The sequence below is a fragment of the Bradyrhizobium sp. LA6.1 genome (assembly GCF_040547805.1).
GTDB classification, from domain to species: Bacteria; Pseudomonadota; Alphaproteobacteria; order Rhizobiales; family Xanthobacteraceae; genus Bradyrhizobium; species Bradyrhizobium barranii.
Window position 1 is genome coordinate 18,381 of the sequence record NZ_JBEPQK010000027.1, and the last position, 22,798, is coordinate 41,178.

A 22,798-nucleotide genomic window follows, 5' to 3' on the forward strand; every position below is an offset into this window, starting at 1 on the left:
GGCTATGCAAAAACGGTTAATCCAGATCCGCCTGGATGTCCGCCTTTGGCCCTTTTCGGACATGGCGCGATGTCCGACTTGAGGCCGTTATGCGCACCAAAGCAGACGTCCGCCGGCCGCTCCAAGTTTATGGGTTCACGCCCTAGCCCGGCGAAGGACGCCGGGCCAATTCTCGCAGCTTCGTTAGTAGCACGGAGGATAAGGATAATATCCGCAAACCGGCGGGCGATAGTAATACGGATACGGATGGTACGCGTAGGCTGCCGCAGCCACAGCACCGGCCGCCGCAGCGGCTCCGGCATAATATGCACCCCGATAGGCCGTGCGTCGCGCAACGCCTGCGAATGAAAGCGGCGTAAATGGAAGGCCGATGATGTCGATAAATACAGAGGCAGGGCCATCAGCGCCCTTGATGTCGCCTTCGAGAACGTCGACATCGAACGCAAGGTTATCGCCTTCGAGCTCGGGATTTTTCAAGGTGACAACGACATCCTGCACGCTGCTGCCGTCCTTCTGAAATACGGACACCGTGGCGTTAGGCGGATTCTTTGCAAAATTGTCGCTGCCCGCCCCCCAATCTTCGACGATATGGCTGGTCAGATCGTGGCCGGCCGAACGAACTGGCCGATCTGCAAATATGATCGCATTTGGCGCAACGCCGGCGAGGACCAGCTTGCCCGGCTGCAGGTTCGCGCCTCTGGAGTTGACGACGATCAGCGATGGCACGACCGGGGATTTGGTGGCCCCGATCGTCTTTAGCGGCGCATGGGGCGCTGCGTCTTGCGCCAAGGCCATGTTTGTGACCGTCAGAGCACCGAGAAACGCAAGCGCACGCATTGTATTCGACAGCATATTTCAACTCCAAGATCAGGAACCATCCAGGCCGAAGCATGATGGGAAAGAATGGAGGCCGGCTGAATCGGCCGGCCTCCTCTCTTCATCAGTAGCCGCCGAACCTGTAATTGACGCGCACCGTGAGCAAATTCACGTCCGTCTTGGTGTTGGTGGTGATCGAATTGACACGCGCCAGCGACGGCGTCAGGAAGGTGCTGCTGTCGCTCACCCGCCACAGATAGTCGTACTCGAGGCCGGCCGTCCAATTCGGGGAGAAGCCGTACTCGAAGCCGACACCCACGACGCCACCCCAACGGGTGCGCTTCGCAAAGTCGAGGCCCGTGCCGGTTGCGGTGTCGTATAGACCAAAATTCTGGCTACCAACCGCGGCGCCGCCCTTGGCGTAGAGCAGGACATTGTCCATCGCATAGCCAATTTGCCCCGTGAACAGCCCCAAGCCGTCGAGGGTAGACCTGTAGGTATTGGCCGGGTTCTGCAGGCTGACGCGCGTGTTGCGGATGTTGGTCCAGTCGCCCTGTCCTTCCAGACCGAACACCAACTGTCCGGCCTGCCAGCGATAGCCAACCTGGCCACCGATGGCGCCGCCGCCGGCGCTCTTGCAGCCTTCAGCGAAGATGCCGCCAATCCCGTTGATGGCGGTGATATCGACGCACTGGTTGCTCCAGCCATACCCGCCGTTCACGCCGAGGTAAAAGCCGGACCAGTTGTACATCGCCACCGCGATCGGCGCCGCCTTGTAGACGGGCCGCGACGGAAGGTCAGCGGCCTTTGCAATACCCGTGAGCGAAACGGACATCACCGTTGCCGCGGTCAGTAAGCTAATTTTCTTCATTGCCTGCAAGCCTCATAGAATTGGAGAACACCCGGGCCATTTGCCATCGACCTTGTCTCACTCGATATGCAGAAACTGTCACCTCGGACCATTTCACCGCAGTGTTGCACCAAAAACACCATTCCGAGCTTACAGCGACTTGCCAGACTTCACTGCGCGCGGCCGGCGATATGTCTCGGATGGCAACTCTCCGAACAGCGACCGGTAGTGCCCGGCAAATCTGCCAAACTCGGTGACGCCATGGGCCGCCAGGATGTCTGCGAGACTGGCCGATGCGCCATTCCCGCGACGGATCTCATGATGAACGAGGTTTAACTGCCGTAGCCTCAGATAGTGCTTTGGCGAGAAGCCGAGATAGCGCTCAAAGGCGCGTAGCAAGGTTCGGTACTCGACTTTGGTGGCTTTCACGATATCCGTGATGTTGATGATTTCCGTCGACCGTTTCCGTACGAATTCAAGTGTCTCCAGAACGATTCGCTCTGACGAGAGGGTGTACTTGTTGGGCAGGACAGCTTCGCTCAAACGATTGTCCCAAACGTAAGCCAGCTCATCCATCAAGGCGCGCTCCATATGCCGCGCCATGACGGGCCGGTCAGCAGGAGCGCAGTTGCAGATGGAACGCAGAGCCTGCTTCGATGCTTCGATCAGTCTCGATGCGATCGGCTCTGGTAGCCGGACGAGATGCTTGGCAGTCTTCGGCGATTCCTGATTTGTGGCGGCGGGGAGGATCTTCCTCGCGATACTTTCTTCCCTCGGCAGCGACCACGCTACCCATTCGACATGACCGGAACGAACAAAGGTGAAGTGACTATCCGGAGGGAGAATGACCAGGTCCGAAGCCTGGCATGGCGCGCCATCGAGCACGACGCGATTGTCGAAGTTGGACGACTGGATGATCAGCGTCGTAAAAGTCGGTTCAGTGACGCCATGGACGATCCCCGGGCCGCCATCGGCGCCGAATTGAAGAATCGTGCGATTCAATGTGAGATACTTCACCCCCCAACGGTGCGAGGACGGAGCGGATTTCAGAAATGTCACCGTCGCGCCCTGGATGGCGTCGGTGTATTGCCCGAAATCATTCAAATCCAAGATCCCGCCCCGTCAGAGCGGCAGCTCAGGAGAAGTAGATGGGAGCCTCAGCGGACCGCCAAACTGCACAAGCGGATCGGTCCACAGCGAGCGACCGACCCGCTCGCAGACGATCTACTTCATCTGGATGCCCATCATCTCCCGCTCTGCCTTGAACACGACAGCAATGGCATCGATGATGAGTTTTTCCGGATTGGCCTTGCAGTAGACGATGACTTCATGCTCCGCGATCTTGCCCTTGCGCAGGTCGAGGAAATGCTTCTTGGCAAGGCCGTTGTACCACCCGCTGTACCAGGCCGTCAGCGCGTCAGCGTCTTCCTGGTAGGTCCCCGCGAGTTGCGCGCAGGTCAGCTTCTGGACGTCAATGAATCCATTCGCATCGACATAGGACGACAGCGGCACCTGGGCCTTGACCGACGCCATGGTGGCGACAAGCAGTGCGACGGAAAGCAGCAGTTTCGAGCGCATTGGGGGACTCCTGTTGGAACGATTCTGATGTGGAGATACTTTGCTGCGCAGAGGATAACGCCGGGCGCGAGGACGCGCCGAACAAGACCGGGTCTGATCATCGATAGAGCCCTGTTCAGAATCGGTAGTTGACGCCGCCACGCACGATGTTCACTCGATCCGAGCTCACTCCGGTGCCGACGATCTTCGTGTAGAGATACTCGCCCTTCACAGACCAATTCGGCGTCAACCCATATTCCACGCCAAGACCTGCCGAGATGCCCGGACGCCAGGACGAGCCCGAACAATCCGGCAGGACGCCAAGCGTGCCACAGGGTACGCCAGCGACGGTCGATGCGCTGGCGGTCGACTTGACGAAAGCTGCGCCACCCGTGGCGTAGAGCAGCACATTGTTCATCGCCACACCGATCCGCGCCCTCACCGTCGACAGCGCACTGATATTCGACGAGGTGTTCAGCGTAACGCCCTGCCCGATGCCGAGAATGCTGGGTGTTACGACGGACGAACCCTTGATGTTGGCCCAGTCCAAATCACCTTCCAAGCCGAGCACGACATATCCCTGCTGAATCTGCCCGCCAAACGTACCGCCAATCATGCCGCCACTGATGTCGAAGCCGGCACGATCGAACCTGTTGGAGAACAGCACCAGCGGGTCCTGATTGCCCCAGCCATACCCGCCGTTGACGCCGACGTAGACTCCCGTCCAGTTATAGACTGCGGCAACCGAAGCCGGCGCCTTGTAGGCGGGCGCCGCCGGCAAGTCTGCCGCAGCCGCGTAGCCGCCCATCATTCCCGAAGCCGCGATTGCAACTGCAAACTTACCAATCTTGTTCATTGCCCACCTGAGTGATTGAAGAAATTCGTGCAGCATCAAATCGCATCAGGCGCGCGCAACCCGCTATGCAGAATCTGACGCCTGCTTTCAATTTTTCCGGCTGTGGCGAAGCTGCCGCAGCCGACGCATCGCGCCATCGATGATGACCGGAACCCCACCTTCGCGAATGGTCTATTGGTGCAAGGCGTGCGGGTTGACGAATATGCAAATTCTGACAATCCGGTGATGTTGAGCGACGACCGGGCGCTCGCGGCCCTGTTCAACGCTGCCGAACGCATCATGGTGACGGGCAGCCCAATTGCGTGCGAAATGCAGCGGCGTCTTCGGCGGGTCATTGTCGCCAGCACAGGCAATTCCGCTGGAGAAGACAATCAGAGCGGCGCGTCCCTGGAAACGATTGCAATGGCGCGCGTTCAGCGCGCCGACAATACGCCGGAACGGTCTATGCAAAATCTGTCAATGCATAGGGCACCGCATCGCAGCGGCTCCTACGGCAGATCTGCCTCTTTGGTGTCCTCGAATGAGGCCGGCTCGACAAATGGCGGCTCGGACATTTCCGCAAGCCAATCGCGAATGAGCGTCGGGGGTATTGCCCGTCGTGGCGTGCAGGGATTGATGGTGCCCGCGGTCACGATGTATCCTTGCTCGAATTTCTGGCGAGCAAACCTCTGGGCGTCGAGCTCGGTCGGAAAGCTCTCACTTTGTCTCGAACGTCGGTGCGCCGATGCTTTGCGCACCGTCTTCGGCACCTCAAACGAAACATACCATGTTCTCAAGAGGTCAGTTGGCACCGGTCTTTCCGATTTGTTTTCCCTGTGGGGTCGCCTATCTCTGCGAGTTCGCCCCGCATGCGCTTTCGGCACGAACTGGAGCCGCGTCCCATCCGTCACACCAAGAGGCGCGGAGATTCAATAGACCGGACGCAGCTGCAGGCCGGAAAGGCCGACGGTGACATTGATGGCGACTGATCCCTCTACGGAAACGGGCTGCAACGCAAATGACCGCCCCGAGCCACCGACAAGAACATTGACGCCGGCGCCCAAGCCGAGGCCGATATCACCTGACGCCCCGACATATTCGCCGGCGAGAGCTCCGACTCGAGGGCCTGCCGTCGGGGCAAGAACCGCCCAAGCAAGTGCGCCTCCGGCCGAAACGCCGATATCGATTCCGACGGTGTTAAGTGCGCCTTCATAGAGCTGAATCGGGAACGGCGGGTTTTGCGTAAAGCGGCATGACATCGATTGATGGCCAAATATGACAAACCCGATGCTGGGGTCGACCTTGCACGCCAGCATGCCGATCTGGGTCCACGATGCCTGTTGGGCGCCTGCGGAAGACACAGAGCCAGACCATGCGCCGAAGACGCAGAGGACAGCCAGAGCTGGTGCACGCATTCGCTTCCTGATCATCTCGCAAAACCTCGTTGATCGCGGGCAGGCGCTTGGTCCTGAGCCGCCCTCTGCTTTTCGTAGCTGAGCATGCGCGAAGCCGATGAGACTATGCAAAATCGGCGCGCTGAACCTGCCGTAAGCGAAAAATCGCGCCTTCAACGGCTGAATGACTGGGTGCCATGGCAGAACCGCTTTGCACACATACGCGTTTACCTGGCGTAGTCGGGAACGGCGAGGCCGGACAAGAACTTACGACCAGCCAGCGGCAACTTTGCCGAAATTGCATAGTCGACCCTGATGGCGCGCGCTATTCGGTTTTCAATCCAAGCGTTACGTCCCCACAGCGCCTGCAGGTCGCGCCGCGCGTACCTGGTTCGCGGTAGAAAGCATCATGATGCTGACCGACACACCGACTGCCGCACACCTGTCGCAGGTCATTTCGCAGGTGACGGCGCCAGCGTTTCTCCTTGGCGCAGTTGCAGCTTTCGTTTCGGTTCTGATCGGACGGATGAACCGCATCGTCGACAGGCTACAGGCACTGCACGCTACAATCGACGACGACATTTCCGCAGTTCACCCCGACGTGCCGCATCTCCAGCGCCGGGCCGTGCTTTTGAACAAAGCGATAATTCTCTCGTCGATCAGCGCCATCGTCACCTCGCTGCTGGTGATCCTGGCGTTTGTCTGCAGCTTCTTCCAGTTTCGGCATGAATACGGGGTCGCCCTGCTCTTCGTTATTGCACTCAGCTTCTTCACGATCTCGCTGGTGGATCTGGTCCGCGAGGCTCGCCTTTCACTGCATGACCTCAGCCACCACAAACAAAGGCAACACCGGCCCAAGGCATCAAATGCTTAGCAAAGGACCGCGTTAGAACTCCAGTGCCCGACCTCGGTCAGTTGACTCCGACCATCCATGATCCCCCACGATAGCCGAAATCTATCGGTGACCGGATGCGGCGACACTCGACGAAAGCTGGCCCTTTTGTCACATTGATCAGAGGTTGTGCGTGATATTAATCGTAGTTTACTCTTGAAGACGGCGTTACGTTCCAAACGATCTCTCTAACAAAATCTAAATTTTGCGGGAGTAGCAAGTGTTTTGGATTAGGACGATGAGGATCGAAGATCCCCAGCTTTGCCCGAGTGCCGTTCGAGGATGCGAGCTCAACATATTTCCGACAAAGCGTGGCGAGTTTGATCTGAAGATAGAACAGATTGGATTGAATCGGCTTTGGATGAGTCGATACGAGGTAAATCTGCCTCAAGTTAACAAACTAGCCGTCCGGCCGGGCCGCAGGTCAATCAGCTTTCTGACGCAATTGGAAGGCCCTCCAATTCAACACTGCGGCATGGACGTCTCGCCGGGTGATATCATCATCGACAAGTTCGACGTGTCGCATAAGCGTTCCGGCGCGAACCTTCGCCAGGGCGGGATGTCTCTCTCCGAGGAGGATATGAATGCAACCCTCGCGACCGTCATCGGAGCTGATTTTCTGGAGAAATTGACAACCCGCGTGGTTCGGCCTCGCCCGGAGTTGATGTCACGCCTGTTGAAGATGCATCAGACCGTCGGCGAGTTGGCCCACACACCGGACGCTCTGGACTCGCTGGAGCTGCGTCGCGGGTTCGAACAACAATTGTCTCATCTGATGGTTCGATGCCTTGCCGAGGGCGCCGGCATCGAGATTACCGCCGGCAGGCGGCGTCACGACGCGATTATCGCGCGGCTCGAGGATTATCTGGCTGAAAACCCGGACCGCGCCATCTATCTGACTGAACTCTGCGCTGCGACCGGCGTTTCCGAGCGGACGCTGCGATCAGCTTGCGAAGAACATCTTGGCATGGCTCCCATCCGCTATCTCACGCTGCGAAGAATGCATCTGGTCCGGCGCGCGCTGCTGCGCGCTGACGCATCCAAGGCCACCGTTACCCATATCGTGACCAACTACGGGTTCTGGGAGCTCGGGCGCTTCTCGGTCGCCTATCGCACGCTGTTCGGAGAGTTACCGTCGGAAACACTGCGACGGCCCGCGCAGGATCCCCATGTCCATCTCATGCGTCCCACAACACTGCCAGTCGATGTCATCGTGGGACGGCTTCACTAAGGCGCAATGAGATTGGGATGAATCGTCATCGCGCTTCAGGTTGTTGTTTGAGCATGATCTCCGCGCGAACGCGTTCCGCGTTTGTCGCGAGGGAAAACCGCTGCACACTTTGCACTAACGCGGCCCTTCGGGTCCGGATCATGCTCTAGCGCAGCATTTGCCTTACCTGATCGCGCAAATCGACCGGCCGATTGCGCCAGCGAAGCTTGCGATCGAAATATCCTTCTGCGCTCTTTGAAGCGCCCATTTTTCTCATGGCGCCGGAATTGCATAGTCGAATCTTATCGATTGCCTGATGGTGCCTCATCGACGGGCCCCGTGAGCTTCAAATGGTCGCAAGAGCCTTCCGCCCGTCCGATGGGACAAGGGGACATGGCTGAACGCTCCATTTCAAAGTTTGACGATCCCGGAGCGTACGAGGCCGGATTTGGCGATATCGGTGTCACTCTCACGATCACTGGTCCCGGGGATTTCGGAGCGGAGTTGCTGCGGCTGAAACTGGACCATCTCGTCATCATGCGGCTGCGCGAATCGCTGCCGCGCATTGCCTGCATTTCGCTCGCAGCCGATAGGGTCTTTTTGTCTTTTCCGATTGGCCGAACGAGCCTGGAATGCGACGGGTTTGCTTTCCAAAGTGACCAGATCGCGTTTCATGGCCCAGGCCAGCAGATGCACCAGCTATCGAGCGGGAAATGCCACTGGGGCCTGATATCCCTGCCCCTGGATCAACTCGCAAGCAGTGGTGCGGCATTGACCGGTCTGCCGATCCTGCCCCCGCGCTCCACCAGACTTCTCCATCCCTTCGGCGCGGACCTGTCTCGTTTTCAATGCCTGTTCCGACACGCCTGCTACCTGGCGACTCCCGCAAACAAACTGATTGAACAGCCCGACGTGGCAAGGGCGCTCGAACAGAACATGATTCACGCCGTGATCCATTGCCTCACCTGCGACGGGACGGAAAACAGTTCCAGGACGCGCTCCAACCACACAGCCTTGATGACCCGCTTCGAAACAGCGCTGCGCAAATCCGTCGACCGGAAGATTACGTTGCCCGATCTTTGCGCCGAAATCGGCGTAGCCGAACGCACATTGCGGATGTGCTGTCACGAGTTTCTCGGCGTCAGCCCGATGCGATATCTCCTGTTGCGCAAGCTGAACAAGGCCCGCGCCGCGTTACGGCGCGCCGATGCCTCCACTGCAAGTGTCGCCAGCATCGCGCGGGAGCATCAATTCGTTGAACTCGGACGCTTTGCTGCGACCTACCGTGCAGCTTTCGGAGAAACGCCGCTGACGACGCTTCAGCGCAAGGCTCAGCAGCTGTGTTCGGAAGAGCTGCTCGATGACAGCAGGCGGAGCGCGAGGACGAGTTATCCGAGATCGAGACCAGATTGATGACACCTCGAGCAACTAGCGCCTTAAAATTGCAGGTAGGGACGAGGATGAAACCGACATGGCGACGTCGAACGTTGCCGCGAGCAGGGGCGAGAGCATGCGCCGGGCCGTGCTGAACAAGCTATAGTTGGACAGCGGCACGTTTTGCCGATTTTGCATAGGCGGCCGGTTTTGGGGTGCCTACGGTCCGTACCGACCAACGTGCCGGAAGCCCCCGGCGGATCGCAAGGAGAACGAGATGCGAAACAAGAAGACCGTGCACATTTGTATGGCATTGCTGGCGGCGACGTTGCTGCTCGACACCGGGACTGCGCGGGCTCAGAGCGCGCCCAACGGACAACTGAAGACGATCGGCGCGCCCTCCTCTGCACATGCTCAAATTGTGCCATCGCTCATCGTTCTCAATTCCCGTAGCGCAACATTGCAAGGCGACAGCCTCGTGCTGACCGGCGTCACGCCGAACTCGATCATATTCGCAGACCGGCCCGTGCGCGCCGCCGGCCATCAGCTCACGGCTGACATTATCGCCGACTGGAGCACGGGCAAGGACAGCTTTGCCAGTGATCCTCCGAACGCGACTGTTTCGGCTTTCAACGCCAAGGATGGCTCCGTCAAGGATGCCGTGGTCGTCCTGAAAAATCCGAAGCTGGATGGGGACAAGCTGATCTTCACCGTCCAGACACTCGAGGGCGATCTCACCGGTGCCGATGGCGCAGCCTCGATCTTCATCGATATTATCGGGCGCCCCTTTACACCGCTTTCCTTTGCGGGCGTCGCGCGGCGCACTGCATATCGGGGCGCGATGTATGCCGGGGCCGCCGCCGTCGGAGCTGCCGCCATCGGAGCCGCCTACGCCCGGCCCTATTGCGGCTATTATCCCTATCCTCCTTGTTATTGAATGCGTCTCGTGCCGGGCGGCACGTAGCTGCCGCCCGTTCCGGTCCGGCCCTTGCAGCAGCCTTGGTCGAGCAGGTGTAGTACCTGTATCTTCCACTCGTCTCGTCCTCAGCGTCAACGCGCCACGGAGCGCGAGCGTGATTGCCGCCGCCCACAGCATGCGGCCGCGCGCCGAAGTGGCGCAGTTATGGTAGCTGATCGTCGTGCGCGTTCCTGACTCGCTCGACGCCGACAGTTCGGCTCGAGGCTAGCAGAAACATGGGTTTTCTCGCGTCAGAAGCGTGGATCACGGACTGGCTGTGGGGACTCCCCTTGATCGTCCTTGTATCCGTCATGCATGTCATCGGTCTCGGAGCGATTGAACTTGGCATTGAGCGAAGTTTAAGGCGCGCGAAAAGAGTTCGTGGCCATCTGGCGACGTTTGTAGCGGTGGCGGGAGCGACCGTGCTGTCGGCCACCGCCTTGCGCGCTATAGGGGCCGCTGTCTGGGCCGGAGCCTACCTCTGGCTCGGCGCTCTTCCAGACGAGCGCTCGGCGATGCTGTATTCAATTGGTGCGATGACGACCTTCGGCCATGCAAGCCTCCATCTTTCTGACCGTTGGTAGATGTTGGGGGCGCTCGAAGCTCTCAACGGCATGCTGCTGTTTGGGCTGACCACGGCCTTCCTCTACGCCACCATACGCAGCGTTCATGCTGCCATGTTGGGCACGCCGGCGTCCGCTGCAGAGAACGTCGAAGAATTGCTAGCTGGGCAGACTAGCCGCCAAAACAATCAGGCGTCCCGAGGTAGAATGAGAAAATCGCAGCCTATCGCGGATTTGGAGATCGGAGCGCGCAGAGCGCTGGCGGCTTCATAGCGCCACCGCGAACCAATAGTGCTCATCTCCATCGGCCGAGGCGCGCCATCCTCCGCAGATGCAAAAGCCGCTGGTCCACCGGAGGCGCTTCACACGATTGCCCCGTTACGCCTCTCGTCGAGATTCGTGCTTCTGCACCGTCGCTCACCTTTCTTGTTGGCGACGGTGCAGTTGGATCACGAGTCATTCGGCCATGCCGGCCCACCCGAGGGCCGGCATGCGTTCGAGTTTTCTCAAGTGACCTTCTTGGCGGCCGGAACCGTCCAGGTACCGTTGATGATCGACGGGTCGGTTTCCTGCGGCCAGTACATGCGCAGCATGAGGATGAAATCTCCCTCAGGTGCGGGAAGCCAGTTTGCCTCCTTGTCTTTGCCCGGAGAGTCCTTCTGAATGTAGAGATCGGTGGACCCGTCCGGATTTTGCTTGAGGTCTTGCCGCGCGCTGATCGAGTAGCGATTGAGCGGATTGTTCACAAAGAAGTAGCCGCTATCGTACATCGTGAGCGACCAGAAGCCCTCCGCCGGGGGCAGATGCCCCTTGGGGAATCGCATGACGTACTTGTTCGCGCCATTGTACTTTCGGTCATCCGCGTCCTTTTGCGAGGTCGGATAGACCGCGTCTTGCGGACGATTGGCGCCGAGCCCGATCGCGGTGATAAGGGCCCGCATCAGATAGTCGGTGCCGTAGATGCCGGTTCTCGTTGTGAAGGCAAAGCCGTTCTCGTCCTTAACGGCGTTGTTGACCTTGAACTGAAGCATGATCCTGTCGAACGACACCTCCGGTACACGCTTCAGGAAGTCCGCCTTGAGCTTGCTCTCGTCAAAATCCTGTCCGGGGACGATGCCGATGCGGGCCAATTTGGCAAGTTGCGGGGCGTCCGCTTCGTATGGCGGATTGGTTTTCATGAGCTCGCAGAGCAGCTTGAAATACGACACCGCGTCCATGCGATTGACCTGTTCGCGGACAGCCGTCTTCATGTCGATCGAGGGATCGACCTTGCCCGCAGGTGGCGTGTACGGCTTGCCATAGGCGCTGAGCGGAACGAGCTTGCACTCGTCCTGCAGCTTGTGGACGGCCGCGTAGTCCTCTGGCGTGCCAGTGCAATAGATCCGGCCGAGCAGCCACACGATGTTGGTCTGCGACTTGTATTCCTTCACGCCATCCGGCAGTGTGCCTTTCCAGCCAGGTCCGGTGATTGCGTAGGTCTGTGCGCCGGTGCCGGTGGTGCGCTTGCCCGGCACCTGGAACACCGTAGTCCAGCCGTCCAGCATTGGCATCAGGAAGTAGCGTCCCTTCATGTCCGGAATGCTGAGAACCCACGGTTCTTTCCCGACATCCAGAAAGGAAGTCGTGTAGAGCGTGTCCGCGTTCGGTGCCGTGACATCCTTGAACGAGGCATCCGGATATTGGCGCATCTTGATGATCTGCCCCATCGGCGCCTTCGTGCCCACGGGCTCGGCGACATTGGTGAGAACCCGGCGGGTCATCTCCATCGTCACCAACGGATAGCCGAAAACGTAGGCGTCGCTCGCGAGCCAAAACTCCTCCAGGCCTTGCCCCACGCCAAAGAAGGAATCCTGCGCAAGGGCTGATCGTGTTGCAGCCGCGCCTGCCAGCAGACCCATGCCTCCCAGCGCAAGATTACGACGAGTGATCTCCATTTTTTTCTCCTTGGCACCTGATTGAAACGACTTCAAACGATTGGCGAGTGGGGCCGACAACGATTTAACTTCCAGGATCCGACCGAAGAAGTTCGCGCTTCATCAGTGCGTACGCTCTGGATCAATCGCTTTTGCATCAAATGCTCACTTGCCATTGTTGAGCGAGCTGGCATACCAGCCACTTCTCGTCCGCTTACCAACTTACGGAGGACTCGGCGGCCCGCTATGCGAATTCGGCAACCGCGAGCTTTGGTCGCGGACCAATGGACGATGGATCAGCTTCGGTGCGACTGCGAGGGACTTCTCACGGCATGCTGCCAACGGAATCCGCGCCTGGGCAGAAATTGCATAGCGGATCGGTGAAAGTGCTCTCTAATAACATCCATTGCGCGCGTTCGCCCCGAGGCCTGAGGGCGTGGCGGCGCACTTGGTCGGTTCGCGAGGAAAGCATTCAATGCAGATTGATACTCCGTCAGCCCCGCACCTGTCGCAGGTCATTTCGCAGGTCATCTCGCCGGTGACCGCACGCGAGGCGCGCCTATCGCCGCGTGAGATCACACATCATAAGCAAAGCCAAAAGTCGGTTCACCGCGTCGAATGGGGCTTGATATTCCTGTAACTCTGAGGCGGCGCCAGCGCTCGAACAGCTTCATGCCGTGATCCATTACCTGACCCGCGACAGAACGGAATACAATTCAGAGACAAGACACGGCTGTGTCAGAGAGGTGCCGTTGATCACGCTTCAGCGCAAGCCTTAGCTTTAGTCGGAGAATTACGCGATGAGCGCCGTCAGACTACCGGCCTGGCTTCGTATCGTGATGGTGAGCGGCGCATTCCTGCTGGCCATTGGCGCGGGGCTGTTCGCCTATCTCTGGTACATCCGACCGGTCACGCTGACCGCTGCAGTTGGATCGCTTGATGGCGAAGCCGCTAAGGTCCTGTCGGCCATCGCAGGTCGCCTGACCACCACGTCAGCGCCGGTGAGGCTGCGGATCGTCAATCAATCGGGTGCGCTCGAAGCCGCCGATGCCTTTTCATCCGGCAAGGCCGACCTCGCCGTCGTCCGCGGCGACGTCGGTGACCTGTCGCAAGCCCAGGCAGTCCTGGTGCTTGCACACGCGGTCGTGCTGATTGTGGCCCCTCCCGGTTCGCCGCTGACCGACATGGCGAGCCTAAAAGGCCACCGCGTTGGCGTGGTCGGCGGAGAGATCAACAGAGCCGTCGTTAACGCACTGCGTCAGCAATATGATCTCGACCGCGCAAACGTGAAATTCAAGGATGTCTCGTTGCCTGAGGCACGCCGGGCAGTCGACTCCAGAAGCGTGGACGCGCTTCTGCTCGTCATTCCCCTGACCCCAAAATACCTGTCGCTCGCGCGCAGCCTCTTCCCGCAAAATCCGAAATCCCTGCCGGTGCTCATTCCCGTTGAAGCAGCCGGCGCGATTGCGGAAGGTCATCGCGCCTACGAAAGCTTCGACGTGCCGAAAGGCACGCTCCGCGGTTCGCCGGCAGTCCCGGATGACGACCTGACGACACTGCGGGTGCCTTTCTACCTGGTCGCGCAGAAAAAGCTCAATCCCGACACCATAGCCGACCTGACAAGATCGCTTCTCGCCGCGCGCCGGGACCTCATCGGCGAATTGCCGATCCTGGCGCAGGTCACCGCCCCTGATACGGATCCAGACGCCTTCCTGCCGGTCCACGCTGGTGCAGCGGAATACTTCAACGGCACCCAAGAAAGCTTTTTGGACGAATGGAGCAATGCGATCTACCTGACGCCGATGATCCTTGGCGGACTGGCTTCGGTCCTTGCCGCAGCCTGGAGGTTTATCGGCTTGCGGACGTCGAAACCTGATGAATCGGCGCTCGACGCGCTCTATGCCCTGGCTCGCCGGGTTCGCAAGGCCCAGCACGAGGATGAATTATCCGACATTGAGAGCCGGATCGATGACATCTTGAGCGACCAGCGGCTCAAGATTGCAAGCGGAGACCAAGATGCCGCCGATATGGCGACATTGAACGTTGCCGCGAACAGGGTCGAGAGTCTGATCCATGCGCGCCGGGCCCAACTGAATACGTCATAGTTGCAGGATTGGCTCGGAAGAGGTGGTAGCCGACGAGCAACCCAACGGGCGGCTTCCGATAGAAGGCAAGGTGTAGTCCGGCCGGTTACTCAAATTGAGCAGGATCAATCGGGAGCCCGGCGCGTTGAAAATTCGACGCTTCTATGCGGGCTCATGAATCGCTCCAATCCATCATCGGCCAATTTGAGCTAACGTAAGGAATCATCGTCGTAGGAAGTCTAACTGCGGCGCGGGTTGGTACAGCGTGAGGACGTGGCGACTAGGTTCAAATCAGGGACCTGCAACCATCTCAATTGCTATCTGAGGCAGCGGCCTGAGCGGGCGGATCGGTCAGCCGATCCGTCGGCAAAATGAGAACCGAGACGCCAACGACCAGCATCGTTTGTGGATATGGGTGGAGGGTCGGGATCCTCCTGCGCCGAGCGAGATCAAGAAGGCCGCGGCGCAAACACTCTGGCCGGCGCCGGGATTCCCGCTTCGCAATGGGATCGAAGATTGCCAACACCCGATCTGGGGCTCACCCAAGCGCTTGGCTCGCAAGGCCGTAGGTTCGCGGCATGCCTCCAGAACGTTCATTGGGATCAAGGAAGGTTCCCCCCAGCGACATCGTCGTCACGGTGTCGAAGAGGGCGAGGCCCGAAGAAGCCACGAAAGTGCAGAACTCGCCGTCGGCGAGATGTGTATCAACCCTCAGAAACTCCCCCTCATGAGCAGTCACATGCGGCGCAACCACCACGATCGCGTCCTTGTCGTTTGACGCCACGACGGGACCCACGACATGGCCTCGCCCAAACGGACGGCAGAGTGCAAAGGCCTCGAGGCGACCGTCTCGGTAGAGCCCAAACCCAATGGATTGATGGAAGAGGGCCGTGAGCAGTTCCACACGCGATGCACCAAACGGGCGCGCATCGAGCTCAGCGATAGCCCCGAGATCCGCGTCGCCCAGACGGCGTAGATCTGCTCCTTCCGGAGGATTTGGCATCTCATCGGACCGACGAGCCTCGCCCTGACGTTGGAAGACAGTGCTCTCAGGGCGGAAACCGAGTGAGACATAGAGCTTCCGCGCTGCCCGCGTGGCGTTGAGGCGGAGATTGCGTCCCTTGCACTCGGAGAAAGCGCGCTTCATGAGCCACTGTGCGGTGCCTCGCGCCTGAAGCCGGGGAGAGGTGATGACCATGCCGACAGTGGCAAAATCCGAGCCATGGGGAAACCACATCGCCGAGCCCAGGACCCGTCCGATCTCATCGTGAGCGACGATGCCGTGGCCGACGTCTCGCAGAAACTGCCAGTCCTCAGCGCGGTGCGGCCAGCCGACGCCGATCGAGAGCGCATGAAGCTGGTCCAGGTCGACCGTGTCGATGTCGACCGCCCGCGCCTGGAACGCATCGATCGTCCGCGACGTGGAAACGCGACTTTTCATGTCGTTCCTCTGATCGGCGTTCGACGCCGCTCGAATGGTAGCAATTCGGACTCGTTCCAAGGCATCAGCCAATCTCAGCATAAACCAAGCGTCGCGGCAGAATACATTTCAGAACGGCCGCCACACCAAACAATCCACCAAATCGCCACCGCATTCGGCATGAAACTAGAGCGCCGCCCGTTACGATAGCTCCGTCCAGCGAACCTCGCCATTCTCTGCGTCTCGAGATAGATCCATGACCTTTCTCTTTAATTCCGACGCGCAGCGTGGGGCGGTGTTTCGCAGTGCGTTCGCCCGCGAGCTCCCGCACCTTCCCTTCTCAATCGACCCGGCCACCGTTGATCCCGACCATGTGCGGTATGTGGTCAGCTGGACGGTGCCAGAAGCACTTGATCGTTACCGTAACCTTGAAATCCTGTTCTCGATTGGGGCCGGCGTCGACCAATTTCCGCTGGCGGGGCTTCCGTCCGGGGTGAAGGTGGTGCGGATGGTGGAAGACGGCATCATTCGTATGATGCAAGAGTATGTCACGCTGGCGGTGCTGGCGCTCCACCGCAACCTCCCGGCCTATATTGATTTGCAGCGGCGACGCGAATGGCGGGCGCTGCCGCAGAAGCAGGCTGCCGACCGCCGGATCGGGCTGCTCGGCCTTGGCGTGCTCGCCCGCGCCGTGCTGGAGGGCCTGGTCCCTTTCGGCTTTCGCTTGAGCGGCTGGAGCCGGTCGGACAAGAGGATCGACGGCGTCACGACATATTGCGGGCAAGCCGGTCTCGGCCAAATGCTCGCGGAGACCGATATCCTCGTCTGCCTGCTGCCTCTCACCGGGGAGACGCGCGGGATCCTGAATCGGGACCTGTTTGCGCGGCTGCCGAAGGGAGCTGCGCTCGTCCACGCAGGGCGCGGAGCCCAACTCGATCACCCCGCACTGCTCGCTGCGTTGGACTCAGGTCAGCTCGCCGGCGCAATCATCGACGTCACCGAGCCTGAGCCTCTGCCCGCCGATGATGCGTTGTGGGCTCATCCGAAGGCGCTGCTCACTCCGCATGTGGCAGGCGTAACTCAGGCGGAAACTGCCGCACGTGCGGTCATCGACAACATCAACCGATACGAGTTGGGCCTCGATCCCATCGGGCTCGTGGATCGGACTCGCGGTTACTGAGAGGAACTCGAATGCTGCTGAAATTGATTGATCCCAATCCGACCTTCGCCCCCAAAGAATCCACGCCCTTGCCGGAGCGGCTCATTGCTGGCGCGCCCCACTTCAAGACCTGGGCGCAGGACGTGGCCAAGGGTGAACGCGTGCATACCGGCGTCTGGGAGGCGACCCAAGGCGAGACACGCTCCATCAAGGGCGAGACTTTCGAGTTCTGTCATATCATCTCGGGCATAGTCGAGATCACGCCCGACGGCGGCGATCCTCTGACCTTCAGAGCCGGCGACAGCTTCGTCATGAAGCCCGGGTTCATCGGCGTGTGGAAGACGGTCGAGACCATCCGCAAGATCTACGTCACCGTCACATGAGCCTCAGCTTCGACCCCGAGCAGATCTCGCTACCCGTCGGCCACTTCATCGGTGATCGGCTGCTGGAAGCTCCCGGCCTGCTTCCGATGCGCCGGCCGTCGGATGGCTCATTCCACGCTGAATGCCCCATCGCCTCGGAGGAGATCGTGGACGAGGCGGTCCAGACCGCCACGAAGGCTTTGAAAACCAGCAATTGGGGCGGCGGGCGGCCGCGCGAGCGAGCCAACGTGCTGCGGCGATGGGCCGATCTGATGGAGAGCGAGGCCGAGGCACTCGCCCAGCTCGAGGCGGTTTCATCCACCCGCCCGGTCGGTCAGCTCGTTGCAGGAGACATCGCGGTCACTGCTGAGCAAATTCGCTTCTTTGCTGAATTCGCCGACAAGGAGGGCAGCGATCTCGTGCCCACCGACGACGAGCATCTCGGCATGATCATGACCGAGCCCTTCGGGGTCGTCGGCGCCATCACACCCTGGAATTTTCCGATCTCGATGGCGGGCTGGAAACTCGGACCGGCCCTCGCTGCGGGCAACGCGGTCGTCCTGAAGCCTTCCGAAATGACTCCGTTCTCGTCCGTTTTTCTCGCCCAATTGGCGGTCAAGGCCGGTTTGCCTGCGGGGCTCATCAACGTCGTGCTCGGCGACGGGCTGACGACCGGCGCCGCCATTACGGGACATCCCGACATCGCCAAAGTGAGTTTCACGGGATCGACGGGCGCAGGCGCGGCGATCATGGCCAACGTTGCGCGCACCGGCGTCAAGCCGATGACGCTCGAGCTCGGCGGCAAGAGCCCACAGATCGTGTTTGCGGACGCCGATCTCGAGCAGGCAGCGGCCGCGATTGCCGGCAGCATGCTCGCCAACGCCGGCCAGGCCTGTGTCGCCGGTTCGCGGCTGATCGCGCATGCCTTGGTAGCCGAGCCGCTGGTTGAAGCTATCCTCGCCCGCATGAAAGCCGTTCGCGCAGGCCCTACCTGGGACGCCGCAACGACCTATTCCCCGATCATTTCAGAGAGGCAGCGCGCGCGGATTCACGCAATCGTGCAGGCAGCATGCGCGGAGGGCGCCGAGTGTCTTGCGGGTGGCGAACCGATGAAAGGCAGCGGCTATTTCTATGCGCCGACGGTTCTTGCAAATGTGAAGCAATCGTCTCCCGCCATCAGCGAGGAAATCTTCGGACCCGTCCTGACGCTGCAGACATTCACGACCGAGGAAGAGGCATTGGTGCTCGCCGATCACCCGACCTACGGTCTCGCCGCCGGGGTCTTCACCCGCGATCTTTCACGCGTCTTGCGCATCACACGTGCACTTTCCGCCGGCACAGTGTGGGTCAACGGCTACGGCCGATCGCGTGACCACATCCTGCCAACGGGCGGCTACAAGCACTCCGGCATCGGCAAGGACCTTGGCCGCGAGGCCTATCACGCCAACCGCCGCTCGAAGAGCGTGCTGATCCACCTGTAGAAGCTCCATGAAGAATTACGCAATTGCACTCATTCCGGGCGACGGTATTGGCCGCGATGTGACGGACGCCGCGTGGGCGGTGCTCGAAGCTGTCGCCACGCATTCGGGCTTCGCGCTCAACGGCACCAGATTTCCGTGGTCGTGCGCCTTCTACAGGGACACGGGCATGATGATGCCTGGCGACGGCCTCAAGACCCTTCGGAAGTTCGACGCAATCTTGCTGGGCGCGGTCGGCTGGCCGGCGGAAATTCCAGACGCCGTGTCGCTGCATGGGCTCCTGCTGCCGATTCGCAAAGAGTTTGCGCAATATGCCAACGTTCGGCCGCACCGGCTGCTCCCCGGTGTCAACGGCCCCCTGAAAGCGACCGAGTTCGATGTCCTCTGCATCCGCGAGAACACCGAAGGCGAATATGCGGGCGCGGGCGGGCGCGTGCATCAGGGGACCTGCGACGAGGTGGCCGTCGAAACGGCCGTGTTTACGCGCGCCGGCGTGGAGCGGATCTTGCGCTTCGGATTCGATCAGGCGCGCAAGCGAAGCGGAAAGCTTGCCTCGGTCACCAAGTCGAATGCACAGAAATTCTCGATGGTCTTCTGGGACGAGATGACGCGGCGCATTGCCGCCGAGTACCCGGATGTCGAAGTCAAAAGCTACCACGTGGACGCGCTCGCCGCCCGCATGGTCCTCGCGCCGGAGAGCCTCGACGTTGTCGTCGCTTCCAATCTCTTCGGCGACATCCTGACCGATCTCGGCGCGGCCATCCAGGGCGGACTCGGCTTTGCCGCCTCGGCCAACATCAACCCGGGCCGGAGCGCTCCTTCGATGTTCGAGCCCGTTCATGGCTCAGCACCCGACATCGCCCGTCTCGGCGTTGCCAACCCGATCGCAGCCATCTGGTCCGCGGCGATGATGCTCGATCATCTCGGCGAGCGCGAAGCTGCGGCTCGCGTCATGGCTGCGCTTGAGGCGACCACATCCGACGGCATCGGTACGATTCAAGGCAAAGAGCGGACCGATGCCATTACCGCCGCAGTGCTTTCAAGGCTCTCCTAACAGACGAGGATCGGAACATGCAGAAGCTGAGCGACAACGGGCTCTTCCGCCAGCAGGGCTTGATCGGTGGTGAATGGCAGGGAGCGCTCTCGGGCAAGACAATCGACGTGACCGATCCGGCGACGCAGACGGTTCTTGCCACGGTGCCGGACATGGGGCGGGATGACACCCGGGCCGCGATTGCGGCTGCCGGCAAGGCCTACTCCGCCTGGCGCGCAAAAACGAACGCCGAGCGCGCCGCGCTTCTTGAGGCCTGGCATGGACTCATCATTGCGCATCTGGATGATCTCGCGCGCATTCTGACGCTCGAACAGGGCAAGCCGTTGGATGAGGCCAAGGGCGAGATCCGCTACGGTGCTTCGTTCATCAAATGGTTCGCGGAGGAAGCCCGACGCATCGGCGGCACGACGATCCCATCACCAACGGCCGACCGACGCATCGTCGTTCTCAAGGAGCCGGTGGGCGTGTGCGGCATCATCACGCCCTGGAATTTCCCGAACGCCATGATCACCCGCAAGGTAGCACCCGCGCTCGCGGCGGGGTGCACGGTCGTGATCAAGCCCTCCGATTTCACGCCCTATTCGGCGCTGGCTCTCGCGGTTCTCGCCGAGCGCGCTGGCATCCCGGCGGGCGTGATCAACGTCGTCACCGGCCAGCCGACGGAGATCGGCGCCGAGATCATGGCCAACGAAACCGTCCGCAAGATCTCGTTCACAGGTTCCACCCGCATCGGCTCGCTGCTGATGCGCGGCGCCGCCGATAGCGTGAAGCGCATCAGCCTCGAGCTTGGCGGAAATGCGCCCTTCATCGTTTTCAACGATGCCGATCTCGACCTTGCGGTCGAGGGCGCGATCACGTCGAAATTCCGCAACGGTGGCCAGACCTGCGTTTGCGCCAATCGGATCCTCGTGCAGGCGGGCATCTACGATGCCTTCGCGGACAAGCTCGTCGCTCGCGTCAACAGCATGAAGGTGGGCCCCGGCCTCGAGCCGGGTGTGGCGATTGGACCCATGATCAACGAGGCGGCGATCAGCAAGATCAACCGCCATGTCGCCGATGCGCTGTCCAAGGGCGCTCGTATCGCCACCCGACCGGCTGCACTGCCCGAAGGTGCACAATATACAGCCCCGATCGTCCTCACCAACGCAAATACCGAGATGGTGATGGCGCACGAAGAAACATTTGGCCCGGTCGCGCCGCTCTTCCGCTTCGAGACCGACGGGGATGCGATCGCCATCGCAAATGCAACGCCGTTTGGGCTCGCCGCTTATTTCTACACCACAGACCTCAAGCGATCCTGGCGCGTTGCGGAGGCACTCGAGGCCGGCATGGTCGGTCTCAACACGGGCATGGTGTCGACGGAAGTGGCCCCCTTCGGCGGCGTCAAGCAATCCGGATTGGGGCGCGAAGGAGCGCAGGTCGGGATCGAGGAATATCTGGAGATGAAAACCTTCCATATCGGCGGGCTGGGCTAGCGGTGGCGGGCTGAAGGGCGCGCCGCTTGCGCCCTCTCGCGCCGACAGCCAGCCGCGCGACACGTACTCAGCCGGCGATGCTCCCGGATCGTGTCCAAGGGTGAGTCGGAGAGATCTCGTTCTCGCGTTACTGAACGCGATCGAGCATCTTGTAATACATACCGACGAGCGGCAGGAACCACGGCTTGCCGAAATGACCGGGGACCGCAGGCCAGTCGAGGCCCTTCATCGGGTTTTGATCGTCGCGTCCGAGCATCGCATCGGCGATGATCATGCCAAGATGGGTGGACAGCTGCGCACCATGACCTGAATAGCCCATCGCATACCAAAGTCCGTCCTGGTAGCCGGCGCGCGGATAGCGGTCGCTGGTCATGTCAACGAGCCCACCCCAGCAATAGTCGATCGCAATGCCGGCAAGTTGCGGAAAGATGTGCGCGAGACCATCCGCGAGCACGGCACCGCTCTTTGCGTCGGAGCGCTGATCGGATGTCGCCGAGAATCGCGCGCGTCCACCGAAAATCAAACGGTTGTCGGGAGCAAGTCGGAAATAATTGCCGACGTTCATCGAATTGACGCAGGTGCGGTTGCCCGGCATCGTGGCCGCGATTTCGCCTGCGTCCAGCGGCCGTGTCGCGACGATGAAGCTGCCGACGGTGACGATGCGCCGACGGAAGTAGCGGAAATTAGGTGTGGTATAGGCGCCTGTCGCCAGCAACACTTGATCGGCGGTGACGCTGCCGCGCGAGGTCGTCAGGCGATGGCGCAATCCTTCGCGGGCCTGCGCGGTGACGGGCGCCTTCTCGAAGATGACAGCACCGTGGCGCTTGGCTGCCTCGGCGAGCCCGACGCCATAACGCCCCATATGCATCATCGCGCTCTTCTTCGAGAGCATCGCGCCAAAGAAGGGCGAGCCGACCTCGGAGCTCAGATCCTGAGCAGACAGCAACGCAGTCTCCGGATCCACTTCGCGATGGACTGCTTCGTAGTTCCGCGCGATGGCATCGAAGTGCTTCGGCTTGGAGGCGAGCTTCAGCTTGCCGGCGCGACGGAAACTGCAATCGATGTCTTCTTCCGCGATCAGCGCCTCGAGCGTGTCGATGGAGGCATCGAACGCACGGTAGAGCGCGATAGCTCGCTCCCTGCCCAATTCCGCCTTCGCGGCAAGATAACTGTGCGCCAGACCGTTGTTGAGATGACCGCCGTTCCTGCCTGAGGCTCCGCTGCTCACACAGTCTGCTTCGAGCACAACGACACTTGTTCCCGCCTTCGCGAGCTGGCGCGCAGCTCCGAGGCCCGTGAAGCCGCCGCCGATCACTGCAACGTCGTAATGCCCCTCGACAGGACCTTCAGCGCCACCGCCGAAGACTGTTGCGGTGTCGTGCCAGTAAGAGACGTATTTCACCG

General features: G+C 60.6%; 22 protein-coding genes. 13 read left to right on the forward strand and 9 right to left on the reverse strand.

Translation table 11 applies throughout. From position 1 onward, the window contains the following. Window positions 1-183: 183 nt before the first annotated feature. From ABIB99_RS40550 to ABIB99_RS40570, 5 genes are all read right to left on the reverse strand, one after another. Complete coding sequence (locus tag ABIB99_RS40550; RefSeq protein WP_502917551.1) at window positions 184-852, reverse strand: hypothetical protein; 669 nt, start codon at window positions 850-852, stop codon at window positions 184-186. A gap of 88 nt (window positions 853-940) precedes the next feature. Further along, window positions 941-1,687, reverse strand: coding sequence for an outer membrane protein (locus tag ABIB99_RS40555; RefSeq protein WP_247345217.1), 747 nt, complete (start codon window positions 1,685-1,687; stop codon window positions 941-943). Between the two features lie 129 nt (window positions 1,688-1,816). Next, complete coding sequence (locus ABIB99_RS40560) at window positions 1,817-2,776, reverse strand: AraC family transcriptional regulator (RefSeq protein WP_354181292.1); 960 nt, start codon at window positions 2,774-2,776, stop codon at window positions 1,817-1,819. Between the two features lie 114 nt (window positions 2,777-2,890). Then, entirely contained in the window at window positions 2,891-3,244 is a 354-nt protein-coding gene (locus ABIB99_RS40565; RefSeq protein WP_247345212.1) for an HdeA/HdeB family chaperone, read from the reverse strand. A gap of 115 nt (window positions 3,245-3,359) precedes the next feature. Next, on the reverse strand, window positions 3,360-4,115 hold the full coding sequence (locus tag ABIB99_RS40570; protein WP_247345204.1) for an outer membrane protein: 756 nt from the start codon (window positions 4,113-4,115) through the stop codon (window positions 3,360-3,362). 66 nt (window positions 4,116-4,181) lie between these two features. On the opposite strand from ABIB99_RS40570, the gene ABIB99_RS40575 reads away from it, so the two are divergent. Then, window positions 4,182-4,994: a hypothetical protein gene (locus ABIB99_RS40575; protein ID WP_354181295.1), complete on the forward strand. Its 813-nt coding sequence runs from the start codon at window positions 4,182-4,184 to the stop codon at window positions 4,992-4,994. Here ABIB99_RS40575 and ABIB99_RS40580 read toward each other — a convergent pair. Continuing rightward, a complete protein-coding gene (locus tag ABIB99_RS40580; protein WP_354181297.1) occupies window positions 4,988-5,488 on the reverse strand; it encodes a DUF992 domain-containing protein in 501 nt (166 codons plus the stop codon). The two genes, ABIB99_RS40575 and ABIB99_RS40580, sit on opposite strands and share 7 nt — an antisense overlap. 373 nt (window positions 5,489-5,861) lie before the next feature. Here ABIB99_RS40580 and ABIB99_RS40585 point away from each other — a divergent pair, with 373 nt between their 5' ends. From ABIB99_RS40585 to ABIB99_RS40605, 5 genes are all read left to right on the forward strand, one after another. Continuing rightward, the gene (locus tag ABIB99_RS40585; protein ID WP_247345195.1) at window positions 5,862-6,326 is read left to right on the forward strand and encodes a DUF2721 domain-containing protein; all 465 of its coding nucleotides are present in this window, start codon (window positions 5,862-5,864) and stop codon (window positions 6,324-6,326) included. A gap of 256 nt (window positions 6,327-6,582) precedes the next feature. Further along, window positions 6,583-7,575 (forward strand): AraC family transcriptional regulator, encoded by a 993-nt coding sequence (locus ABIB99_RS40590; protein ID WP_247345192.1) that lies wholly within the window; start codon window positions 6,583-6,585, stop codon window positions 7,573-7,575. A 372-nt stretch (window positions 7,576-7,947) separates the two neighbouring features. Then, a complete protein-coding gene (locus tag ABIB99_RS40595) occupies window positions 7,948-8,967 on the forward strand; it encodes an AraC family transcriptional regulator (RefSeq protein ID WP_354181300.1) in 1,020 nt (339 codons plus the stop codon). A 238-nt stretch (window positions 8,968-9,205) separates the two neighbouring features. After that, window positions 9,206-9,865, forward strand: a complete 660-nt coding sequence (locus ABIB99_RS40600; protein ID WP_247345186.1) for a hypothetical protein — start codon at window positions 9,206-9,208, stop codon at window positions 9,863-9,865. 257 nt (window positions 9,866-10,122) lie between these two features. Then, window positions 10,123-10,470 carry a hypothetical protein gene (locus tag ABIB99_RS40605; RefSeq protein ID WP_354102791.1) on the forward strand — a complete coding sequence of 116 codons (348 nt, stop codon included), beginning with the start codon at window positions 10,123-10,125 and terminating at the stop codon, window positions 10,468-10,470. A gap of 485 nt (window positions 10,471-10,955) precedes the next feature. Here ABIB99_RS40605 and ABIB99_RS40610 read toward each other — a convergent pair whose 3' ends face one another. Then, the gene (locus ABIB99_RS40610; RefSeq protein WP_354181302.1) at window positions 10,956-12,383 is read right to left on the reverse strand and encodes a DUF1254 domain-containing protein; all 1,428 of its coding nucleotides are present in this window, start codon (window positions 12,381-12,383) and stop codon (window positions 10,956-10,958) included. Between the two features lie 454 nt (window positions 12,384-12,837). Between ABIB99_RS40610 and ABIB99_RS40615 the strand changes: the two genes are divergently transcribed. Then, window positions 12,838-13,002, forward strand: coding sequence for a hypothetical protein (locus ABIB99_RS40615; protein WP_247345175.1), 165 nt, complete (start codon window positions 12,838-12,840; stop codon window positions 13,000-13,002). Between the two features lie 160 nt (window positions 13,003-13,162). Continuing rightward, window positions 13,163-14,467 carry a TAXI family TRAP transporter solute-binding subunit gene (locus ABIB99_RS40620; RefSeq protein WP_354181304.1) on the forward strand — a complete coding sequence of 435 codons (1,305 nt, stop codon included), beginning with the start codon at window positions 13,163-13,165 and terminating at the stop codon, window positions 14,465-14,467. A 517-nt stretch (window positions 14,468-14,984) separates the two neighbouring features. On the opposite strand, the gene ABIB99_RS40625 is transcribed toward ABIB99_RS40620, so the two are convergent. Next, the gene (locus ABIB99_RS40625) at window positions 14,985-15,887 is read right to left on the reverse strand and encodes a GNAT family N-acetyltransferase (RefSeq protein WP_354181306.1); all 903 of its coding nucleotides are present in this window, start codon (window positions 15,885-15,887) and stop codon (window positions 14,985-14,987) included. Window positions 15,888-16,122: 235 nt separating this feature from the next. On the opposite strand from ABIB99_RS40625, the gene ABIB99_RS40630 reads away from it, so the two are divergent. Genes ABIB99_RS40630 through ABIB99_RS40650 form a run of 5 tightly spaced genes read left to right on the forward strand, consistent with a single transcriptional unit; the run spans window position 16,123 to window position 21,394 of the window. Further along, window positions 16,123-17,046, forward strand: a complete 924-nt coding sequence (locus ABIB99_RS40630) for a 2-hydroxyacid dehydrogenase (protein ID WP_354181308.1) — start codon at window positions 16,123-16,125, stop codon at window positions 17,044-17,046. Window positions 17,047-17,057: 11 nt separating this feature from the next. Next, on the forward strand, window positions 17,058-17,408 hold the full coding sequence (locus ABIB99_RS40635) for a cupin domain-containing protein (protein ID WP_354181310.1): 351 nt from the start codon (window positions 17,058-17,060) through the stop codon (window positions 17,406-17,408). Beyond that, window positions 17,405-18,868 carry an aldehyde dehydrogenase family protein gene (locus tag ABIB99_RS40640; RefSeq protein WP_354181312.1) on the forward strand — a complete coding sequence of 488 codons (1,464 nt, stop codon included), beginning with the start codon at window positions 17,405-17,407 and terminating at the stop codon, window positions 18,866-18,868. The genes ABIB99_RS40635 and ABIB99_RS40640 overlap by 4 nt, the downstream gene beginning before the upstream one ends. Window positions 18,869-18,875: 7 nt before the next feature. Then, complete coding sequence (locus ABIB99_RS40645) at window positions 18,876-19,919, forward strand: tartrate dehydrogenase (RefSeq protein ID WP_354181314.1); 1,044 nt, start codon at window positions 18,876-18,878, stop codon at window positions 19,917-19,919. A gap of 17 nt (window positions 19,920-19,936) precedes the next feature. Continuing rightward, window positions 19,937-21,394 (forward strand): NAD-dependent succinate-semialdehyde dehydrogenase, encoded by a 1,458-nt coding sequence (locus ABIB99_RS40650; RefSeq protein WP_354181316.1) that lies wholly within the window; start codon window positions 19,937-19,939, stop codon window positions 21,392-21,394. Window positions 21,395-21,521: 127 nt separating this feature from the next. Here ABIB99_RS40650 and ABIB99_RS40655 read toward each other — a convergent pair whose 3' ends face one another. After that, window positions 21,522-22,796 carry an NAD(P)/FAD-dependent oxidoreductase gene (locus ABIB99_RS40655; RefSeq protein WP_354181318.1) on the reverse strand — a complete coding sequence of 425 codons (1,275 nt, stop codon included), beginning with the start codon at window positions 22,794-22,796 and terminating at the stop codon, window positions 21,522-21,524. Window positions 22,797-22,798 lie beyond the last annotated feature (2 nt).

Coding starts and splice junctions, on each gene's coding strand:
- ABIB99_RS40570 (WP_247345204.1), bottom strand. CDS start 4,115: ATGCTGCACGAATTTCTTCAATCACTCAGGTGGGCAATGAACAAGATT.
- ABIB99_RS40620 (WP_354181304.1), top strand. CDS start 13,163: ATGAGCGCCGTCAGACTACCGGCCTGGCTTCGTATCGTGATGGTGAGC.
- ABIB99_RS40645 (WP_354181314.1), top strand. CDS start 18,876: ATGAAGAATTACGCAATTGCACTCATTCCGGGCGACGGTATTGGCCGC.
- ABIB99_RS40610 (WP_354181302.1), bottom strand. CDS start 12,383: ATGGAGATCACTCGTCGTAATCTTGCGCTGGGAGGCATGGGTCTGCTG.
- ABIB99_RS40630 (WP_354181308.1), top strand. CDS start 16,123: ATGACCTTTCTCTTTAATTCCGACGCGCAGCGTGGGGCGGTGTTTCGC.
- ABIB99_RS40555 (WP_247345217.1), bottom strand. CDS start 1,687: ATGAAGAAAATTAGCTTACTGACCGCGGCAACGGTGATGTCCGTTTCG.
- ABIB99_RS40640 (WP_354181312.1), top strand. CDS start 17,405: ATGAGCCTCAGCTTCGACCCCGAGCAGATCTCGCTACCCGTCGGCCAC.
- ABIB99_RS40590 (WP_247345192.1), top strand. CDS start 6,583: ATGAGGATCGAAGATCCCCAGCTTTGCCCGAGTGCCGTTCGAGGATGC.
- ABIB99_RS40585 (WP_247345195.1), top strand. CDS start 5,862: ATGATGCTGACCGACACACCGACTGCCGCACACCTGTCGCAGGTCATT.
- ABIB99_RS40550 (WP_502917551.1), bottom strand. CDS start 852: ATGCTGTCGAATACAATGCGTGCGCTTGCGTTTCTCGGTGCTCTGACG.
- ABIB99_RS40580 (WP_354181297.1), bottom strand. CDS start 5,488: ATGATCAGGAAGCGAATGCGTGCACCAGCTCTGGCTGTCCTCTGCGTC.
- ABIB99_RS40615 (WP_247345175.1), top strand. CDS start 12,838: ATGCAGATTGATACTCCGTCAGCCCCGCACCTGTCGCAGGTCATTTCG.
- ABIB99_RS40605 (WP_354102791.1), top strand. CDS start 10,123: ATGGGTTTTCTCGCGTCAGAAGCGTGGATCACGGACTGGCTGTGGGGA.
- ABIB99_RS40625 (WP_354181306.1), bottom strand. CDS start 15,887: ATGAAAAGTCGCGTTTCCACGTCGCGGACGATCGATGCGTTCCAGGCG.
- ABIB99_RS40650 (WP_354181316.1), top strand. CDS start 19,937: ATGCAGAAGCTGAGCGACAACGGGCTCTTCCGCCAGCAGGGCTTGATC.
- ABIB99_RS40600 (WP_247345186.1), top strand. CDS start 9,206: ATGCGAAACAAGAAGACCGTGCACATTTGTATGGCATTGCTGGCGGCG.
- ABIB99_RS40635 (WP_354181310.1), top strand. CDS start 17,058: ATGCTGCTGAAATTGATTGATCCCAATCCGACCTTCGCCCCCAAAGAA.
- ABIB99_RS40565 (WP_247345212.1), bottom strand. CDS start 3,244: ATGCGCTCGAAACTGCTGCTTTCCGTCGCACTGCTTGTCGCCACCATG.
- ABIB99_RS40595 (WP_354181300.1), top strand. CDS start 7,948: ATGGCTGAACGCTCCATTTCAAAGTTTGACGATCCCGGAGCGTACGAG.